At 72.4% G+C, this 6935-nt stretch carries 7 protein-coding genes; 5 read left to right on the forward strand and 2 right to left on the reverse strand.

The genetic code is table 11. The features are described 5' to 3' along the window. Positions 1 to 56: 56 nt before the first annotated feature. Positions 57 to 1559 carry a family 14 glycosylhydrolase gene (locus tag IG63_RS0116330; RefSeq protein WP_030485420.1) on the reverse strand — a complete coding sequence of 501 codons (1503 nt, stop codon included), beginning with the start codon at positions 1557 to 1559 and terminating at the stop codon, positions 57 to 59. Positions 1560 to 1670: 111 nt separating this feature from the next. On the opposite strand from IG63_RS0116330, the gene efp reads away from it, so the two are divergent. From efp to IG63_RS0116355, 5 genes are read left to right on the forward strand one after another with little or no spacing between them, the layout of a single operon-like run. Continuing rightward, complete coding sequence (efp, locus tag IG63_RS0116335; RefSeq protein WP_030485421.1) at positions 1671 to 2234, forward strand: elongation factor P; 564 nt, start codon at positions 1671 to 1673, stop codon at positions 2232 to 2234. Between the two features lie 12 nt (positions 2235 to 2246). Then, entirely contained in the window at positions 2247 to 2651 is a 405-nt protein-coding gene (nusB, locus tag IG63_RS0116340; protein ID WP_030485422.1) for a transcription antitermination factor NusB, read from the forward strand. A 33-nt stretch (positions 2652 to 2684) separates the two neighbouring features. After that, entirely contained in the window at positions 2685 to 3761 is a 1077-nt protein-coding gene (locus tag IG63_RS0116345; RefSeq protein ID WP_030485423.1) for a GNAT family N-acetyltransferase, read from the forward strand. After that, a complete protein-coding gene (locus IG63_RS0116350) occupies positions 3758 to 4375 on the forward strand; it encodes a hypothetical protein (protein WP_030485424.1) in 618 nt (205 codons plus the stop codon). The genes IG63_RS0116345 and IG63_RS0116350 overlap by 4 nt, the downstream gene beginning before the upstream one ends. A gap of 22 nt (positions 4376 to 4397) precedes the next feature. Further along, entirely contained in the window at positions 4398 to 5750 is a 1353-nt protein-coding gene (locus tag IG63_RS0116355) for a dihydrolipoyl dehydrogenase family protein (RefSeq protein ID WP_030485425.1), read from the forward strand. 413 nt (positions 5751 to 6163) lie between these two features. Here the strand turns inward: IG63_RS0116355 and IG63_RS23655 are convergent. Continuing rightward, positions 6164 to 6935 (reverse strand): HNH endonuclease signature motif containing protein (locus tag IG63_RS23655; RefSeq protein ID WP_245604470.1); only part of this gene is annotated, 772 nt, incomplete at its 5' end.

Raw genomic sequence — 6935 nt, forward strand, 5'->3', positions numbered from 1 at the left:
ACCGGGGGTGGTCGAGGAAGGCGCGCTGCGCCTGTCTCGAGACCCGGTGAGCGGGCTCAGCCGGTCGGGTTGCGGGTCTCGTCGATGAACTGCGCGTAGCGGGTGCGGGGGAGCTCCTTGTCGTCGGCGGCACCGACGTCGACCATGCGGAGGACGGTCAGGCCTTCGTAGCCCCACTGCTCGAAGGCGTCCTCGATGTTGTCCCAGCCGTTGTCGGAGTAGAGACCGCCGTTGAGGGCGTTCTCGCCCTTGAGCGGGGTGCCGACGCGGGCGGCGTAGTCGCCGATCCAGGTGACCAGGGTCTTGGCCAGGGAGTAGGGGAACATGCCCTGGAACTCCTCGCCCGGGTCGTTGTCGTTCATCTCCAGCGCGGTGAAGTGCATGACGACGTCACGCTTGGTCGGGACGCGGCCGGCGAGCTTGATGATGCGGGCGTAGCCGTGGCCGGTGCGCCAGTCCTGCTCGCGCACGCTGGTTTGGATCAGGCCGGTGGTCACCTCGGTCGCCCGGGGGTAGGGCGACCCCTCGCTCATCTGCCAGTGGATGCCGGGCACCTTGTAGCCAATGTCGGCGTAGCGGAAGCTCCGACCGAGGGCGCGGGTGACGGTCGTCAGCATCCGCTTGCCGTGGGCCACGAGCGAGCCGTTGTACCAGTCGACGAAGTCGCGGCCGTAGCGCGTGTCGCTGTAGGCGCCGCTCTCGAAGAAGCGGTCGACCCGCTTGGGCGGCAGCACCTGCGCCCACGAGGTGTGGCTGCGGCCCCAAGCCCGGTTGAGCCGCGGCAGGGTCTTGTACTCGCGCTTGGCCCAGCGCCGGAAGTCGACCTTGGCCAGCGGCGAGTAGGCCTGCAGCGCACCGCGGGTGGGGTAGCCCGAGCCGGTGTCGTGGCTGTTGTACGACGGGTACCGCAGCTCGCCGGAGGGGCCGAGCGAGACGTTGAGCTCGACGATGCGGCGTCCGAACCTGGCGTCGTAGCGCTTGGCGAAGGCGCGGGTGAAGTCGCGGTACTCGTTGGCCACGGCGCTGTCGCCCCAGCCGGAGACCGTCTCCTTCGACCAGTTGCCCTGCTCGCTGCGGTGCTGCAGCCCGCGGGCGCCGATCCGGGTGCCGTCGACCTTGGTGCCGCGGTACTTCTGCCACAGCCAGTCGGGCAGCAGGCTGGTGTAGTCGTCGCCGACGTTGCCGCCGCACTGGTGGAAGGACAGGATCGGCGCCAGGTCGAGGCCGGCGCGGGTGATCTCGGCGAAGATGCGGTCGTAGTAGGCCCAGCTGAAGCGGTTGTCGCGCCTCTCCACGTCGCCCCACCAGACGTCGACGCTGACGGCGTCGACGCCGTAGTCCTCGACCGCGCGGAGGTCGGCGCGGAAGCTCGCCCACTCCTCCTCGGTCTCGATCTTCAGCGGCGCCATGACGTTGGCGGCGAAGTCGGGGTTGCCGGCGGCGAGGTTGCCCGGTGGGCGCGGGTCGTCGGCGGCCGCGGGCGGCGCCGAGAGCAGGGTGAGCGAGAGGGCGCCGGCGGCGACGGTGGCGACGGCGGTGGTGAGGGGGCGGGGCAGCATGGCAGCACGATGCCACAGCGCAGGGCCGGACGGATAGACTCGAGGGCCGTGCCCGGTGACACCCCTGGGGCACTCCCGACGTACTCGACCAGAAGGCGCGACGACTTCCGCATGGCTACGACGAACGACCTGAAGAACGGCATGGTGCTGCGCCTCGACGGCCAGCTGTGGCAGGTGCTGTGGTTCCAGCACCACAAGCCCGGCAAGGGCGGCGCCGTGGTCCGCACGAAGATCAAGAACATCGAGAGCGGCAAGACCGTCGACAAGACCTTCAACGCCGACGTCAAGGTGGAGGTCGCCAGCGTCGACAAGCGCACGATGCAGTACCTCTACAACGACGGCACGTCCTTCGTCTTCATGGACACCGGCACCTTCGACCAGCTCGAGGTCCCGCCGGACGTCGTCGGAGACGCCACCGCCTTCCTGCTGGAGAACCAGGAGGCCATCGTCGCCACCAACGACGGCCGGGTCCTCTACATCGAGCTGCCGGCCTCGGTCGAGCTCGAGGTCACCTACACCGAGCCGGGCCTCCAGGGCGACCGCTCCACCGGGGGCACCAAGCCCGCGACGCTGGAGACCGGCCACACGATCAACGTGCCGCTCTTCATCACCAACGGCGAGCGGATCAAGGTCGACACCCGCGACTCGTCCTACCTCGGCCGCGTCAGCAGCTGACGTGGTCGCACGATGAGCGCACGGTCCAAGGCGCGCAAGCGGGCGCTCGACCTGATCTACGCCTCCGAGATGCGCGACCGCGACCCGGTGGCCGCCTGGGAGGAGCAGCGCGAGCAGGGGCCTGCCAACGCCTACACCGGTGACCTGGTGCGCGGCGTCAGCGAGCATCGCGACCGCATCGACGAGGTGATCACGCAGTACGCCCGCGACTGGTCGCTCAAGCGGATGCCGGCGGTCGACCGCAACGTGCTGCGCCTGGCCGTCTTCGAGGTGCTCTACGTCGACGACGTGCCCGACGCGGTCGCCGTCTCCGAGGCGCTCAAGCTCGTGCGGGACCTCTCCACCGACGACTCGCCGGCCTTCGTCAACGGCATCCTGGGGTCGGTCGTGCGCGACCGGGCGACGCTGGCCGGGTGACCCCGGCCCGATGACCTGCGGGAGGATGACCGGGTGACCCAGCCGCCGCCGCCCGACGACGCCACCGACCCCACCAGCATCCCCGGCCTGCCCGACGGGTGGACCTCGCGGGTGCCGCAGCTCGACGACGTACCCGAGCTCGCGCGGCTGCGCGGCGCCGACAAGGAGCCGTGGACCGGCTCCGCCTCGGTCGACCGCGACGTGCTCGAGTCGGAGGTCGCGGGCGCGATGTCGTGGACCCGTCGCCAGGTCGTGCTGCTGGACCCCGAGGGCCGGATCCGCGGCTGGGTCGTGGTGCACGACCGCGCCGCGGGCCGCACCATGCTCCACGTCTACGTCGACCGGTCGCTGGAGGACGCCGCGGTGCGCCGCAGCGTCGCGGCGGCGGCGTACGGCTTCGTCGAGGCGAGCGCCGTCGCGATCTGTGCGCTGCGCGAGATCGACGAGACCCGGCTCGACGCGAGTCCCTTCGCCGACGACACCGAGCAGCGCGGCTGGCTCAGCGAGGCGGGCTACGGCAAGCAGCGCACCTGGCTGCAGATGACGCGTCCGGTCGAGCCCGGCGAGAGCTTCCCCGGGCCCCGCGAGGGGGTCACGATCCGTCGCGTGGAGAGCCACGACAACGGTCTGCCGCTGGCCGCCGACCTGCAGACGGTCCACGAGATGCTGGAGAAGTCCTTCCAGGACCACTTCAACTCCTACCGCGAGAGCTTCCCCGAGTTCGTGCAGCGGCTCCGCGAGGACCCGGGGCACCGCTGGGACCACTGGTGGCTGGCCTTCGTCGACGTCGACGGGGTGCCCGAGCCCGCGGGCGCGCTGGTGAGCACGGTGCTGCCGCCGAACGCCGCGGGGCGCGAGGGCAGCTACATCGACTACATCGGGGTGCACCGCCTGGCGCGCGGCAAGGGTGTCGCCAAGTCGCTGCTCAACACCGTGATCGCGGACGCCGCGGAGCGCGGCCGCGACCGGGTCGGGCTCGAGGTCGACGACGACTCGCCCACCGGCGCCAACGGGCTCTACACCTCGATGGGCTGGGTCACCGACTACGTCACCGAGTCGTGGTTCAAGCAGCTGCGCGTCCGCGAGCACGCCGCGGGCGAGCTGGCGTGAGCGGTCCCGCCACCCGCGACCGCTTCCGCGGCCACATCGCCGGCGCCGGCTCCAGCGCGGGCGTGCGGGTGGTCGTGGGGCGCTGGGAGCAGAGTCCGCTCGGCAGCTTCACCGACGTGATGCTGGCCGAGCCCGACGGCACCCGTCACCTGCTCGCGCCCTCGCAGGAGGTGGCCGAGTACGTCGCCTCGACCTACTCCTTCGACCACGTCAGGATCGGCCCGGTCACGGCCCGCGTCACCGAGGTGGGTTGGGACGTCGAGGCCCCCGGTCTCACGCTGCACCTGGCCGTCGGCAGCCGCACCGCACTCGGCCGGCTGCTGCGGCTGGTGCCCCGGCGGCTCGCCGAGGCGCCGGGCTGGACCCGGGTCACCGACCCCGTGGCGCGGCGCGTGCTGCGCGGCGTACGCACCCGGGGGAGCGCGGGGGGCGGTCGCCGGGAGTACTACGGCGCGACCGACCTGCGTCGCGTCACCTCGCTGCGGGGCACCTGGAGGGGTCAGGACCTCGGCGTGCTCGCGCCGGTCAGCCCCGAGCCCGGCTTCGGCTTCGGCTCGACCCCCGAGCGTCCCTCGGTCACGACGGTGGTCACCACCGTCGAGCTGCCTGCTTGACCGACGGCGTTGACTGGTGCGCATGACGATCTCGTGCGACGTGGTGGTGGTGGGGCTCGGACCCGGTGGCGAGTCGGTCGCCACGCAGCTGGCGGAGGCCGGCCTCGACGTGGTGGGCGTCGAGTCGCGGCTGGTCGGCGGCGAGTGTCCCTACTACGGCTGCATCCCCAGCAAGATGGTCATCCGGGCCGCCGACGTGCTCGGCGAGGCGCGCAGGGTGCCCGACCTGGCGGGCACGGTCGAGGTGCAGCCCGACTTCGGCGTCGTCGCCCGGCGCATCCGCGAGGAGGCCACCGACGACTGGGACGACACCGTCGCGGTGCGACGGCTCGAGGACGCCGGCGCGCGCGTCGTCCGCGGTCACGGCCGGCTCGCCGGACCCCGCACCGTCACCGTCGGTGAGGAGACCTACGAGGCGCGCGTCGGCGTCGTCCTCAACCCCGGCACCCGCCCGGCCGAGCTGCCGGTCGACGGCCTCGCGGACACGCCGTACTGGACCAACCGCGAGGTGCTTCGCGCAGAGGCAGCGCCGGCCTCGATGGCCGTCGTCGGTGGCGGGCCGATCGGTGCGGAGCTCGCGCAGGCCTTCGGTCGCTTCGGCACCCGCGTCACCGTCGTCGAGCACGGCCCGCGCCTGCTGGGTCCCGAGGAGCCCGAGGCGGGCGATCTGCTCGCCGACGTCTTCGCCGAGGAGGACATCACCGTCCTCACGGGTGCGGAGCTGAAGCGGGTCACCTACGACGACGGTCGCTTCACCCTCCAGGTCGACGACCAGGAGCTCGACGTGGAGCAGCTGCTGGTCGCCGCCGGCCGCACCCCCAACCTCGACGACCTCGGGCTGGAGACGGTCGGGCTTGACCCGGGCGCACGCGCGGTCGAGGTCGACGAGCGGATGCGCGCGGGCGACGGGCTGTGGGTGATCGGCGACGTAGCCGGTCACGGCGCCTTCACCCACCTGTCGATGTACCAGGCGGGCGTCTGCGTGCGCGACGTGCTCGGACAGGACGGACCTCCCGCCGACTACCGCGCCGTCCCGCACGCCACCTTCACCGACCCCGAGGTCGCGGGCGTCGGTCTCACCGAGGAGCGCGCCCGCCAGGCCGGCCTGACCGTACGCACCGGCACCCAGGACCTCTCCGCCAACACCCGCGGCTGGATCAACCGCGCTCGCGGCCTGGTCAAGCTCGTCGTCGACGCCGACCGCGACGTGCTCGTGGGCGCCACCGTCGTGGGCCCCACCGCCGGCGACATCCTCGGCCACCTCGCGCTGGCCGTGCACGCCGAGGTCCCCGTCGCCACGCTCCGCTCGATGATCTACGCCTACCCGACGATGCACCGCGCCATCAGCGAGGCCCTCGCCGACCTGGACGACTGACGGCCGACGCGTCGCGACCCGGGTGGTCGAGGAAGGCGCGCAGCGCCTGTCTCGAGACCCGGTGAGGTGCGCTGGGTGCGGGGGTCTCGAGACGGTTGCTGCGCAACCTCCTCGACCACCCGAGAGGAGACGGCTGGGTGAGGGTCTCGACAGGCTCGACCGGCGGGGCCTGGGTGGTCGAGGAAGGCGCGCAGCGCCTGTCTCGAGACCCGGTGAGGTGGGCTGCGTGCAGGGGTCTGGACAGGCTCGACCGGCGGGGCCTGGGTGGTCGAGGAAGGCGCGCAGCGCCTGTCTCGAGACCCGGTGAGGTGCGTGCGAGCAGGGGTCTCGACAGGCTCGACCGACAGGGCGCGGGTGGTCGAGGACGGTGTGGGTCTCGACAGGCTCGACCGGCAGGGCAGGGCCCCGGGTGGTCAGCGGTGGGTGGCGAGGGGTGCGCGGGTGGTGGGGACGACGGTGTAGGTCTTGGCCTGGGGGCTGGTCCAGGCATACGTGCCGTCGCGGCGGCGGACGTAGGTCCAGCTGGCGTGGGTCTTGGCGCGGTGGTGGCGTCTGCAGAGCGGCGCGAGGTTGGAAGGTCGGGTCTGCCCGGGTGGGCCAGCGGGGTCGTATGCCTCGATGTGGTCGAGGTCGCAGGAGCGGGAGTCGCGAGCGCAGCCGGGGAAGACGCACGTCGCGTCCCGGAGGAGGACCTGCTCCCGCATCGCGGGTGGTGGGTCGTGGCGGTCGACCGAGGCGTCCGCGGCGAGGTCGATGACGGGTCGGACCCTCACGGTGGCGCCCTCGATGCCGCAGCGGCTGAGCCAGCCCGCGAAGAGCTCGGTCGACAGCGCGCCGAGCCGCTCGACGACCGCCACGCCCTCGCCCTCTCCCTCGAAGTCGGATGGGGTGAGGTGGACGTTGAGGTCGAGAGTGCCAGCGGTGCGGGGCCGCGCGTCCGTCGACTCCCCGCTGAGGAGGTCCAGCGCGTGCTGGGGGTCGGCCAGGATGCCGACGGCCTTGGCGCGGCGTACGTCGAGGACGTCGGTGTCGCCCAGCTCCTTGAGCTCACCGGCGAGTCGTCCGACGGTGTGGTCGAAGGCGATGGCGTCGGGGGTGTCGAGGGTCAGGTGGAGGTCGGTGACGCCGGGTGCGTGGCCGTCGCGGTGTAGCCACACCCCACGCCGCGCGAGCGCCTCGTCCTCG

The sequence above is a fragment of the Nocardioides aequoreus genome (genome assembly GCF_000720335.1).
In the GTDB taxonomy this organism is placed as follows: domain Bacteria; phylum Actinomycetota; class Actinomycetes; order Propionibacteriales; family Nocardioidaceae; genus Marmoricola; species Marmoricola aequoreus.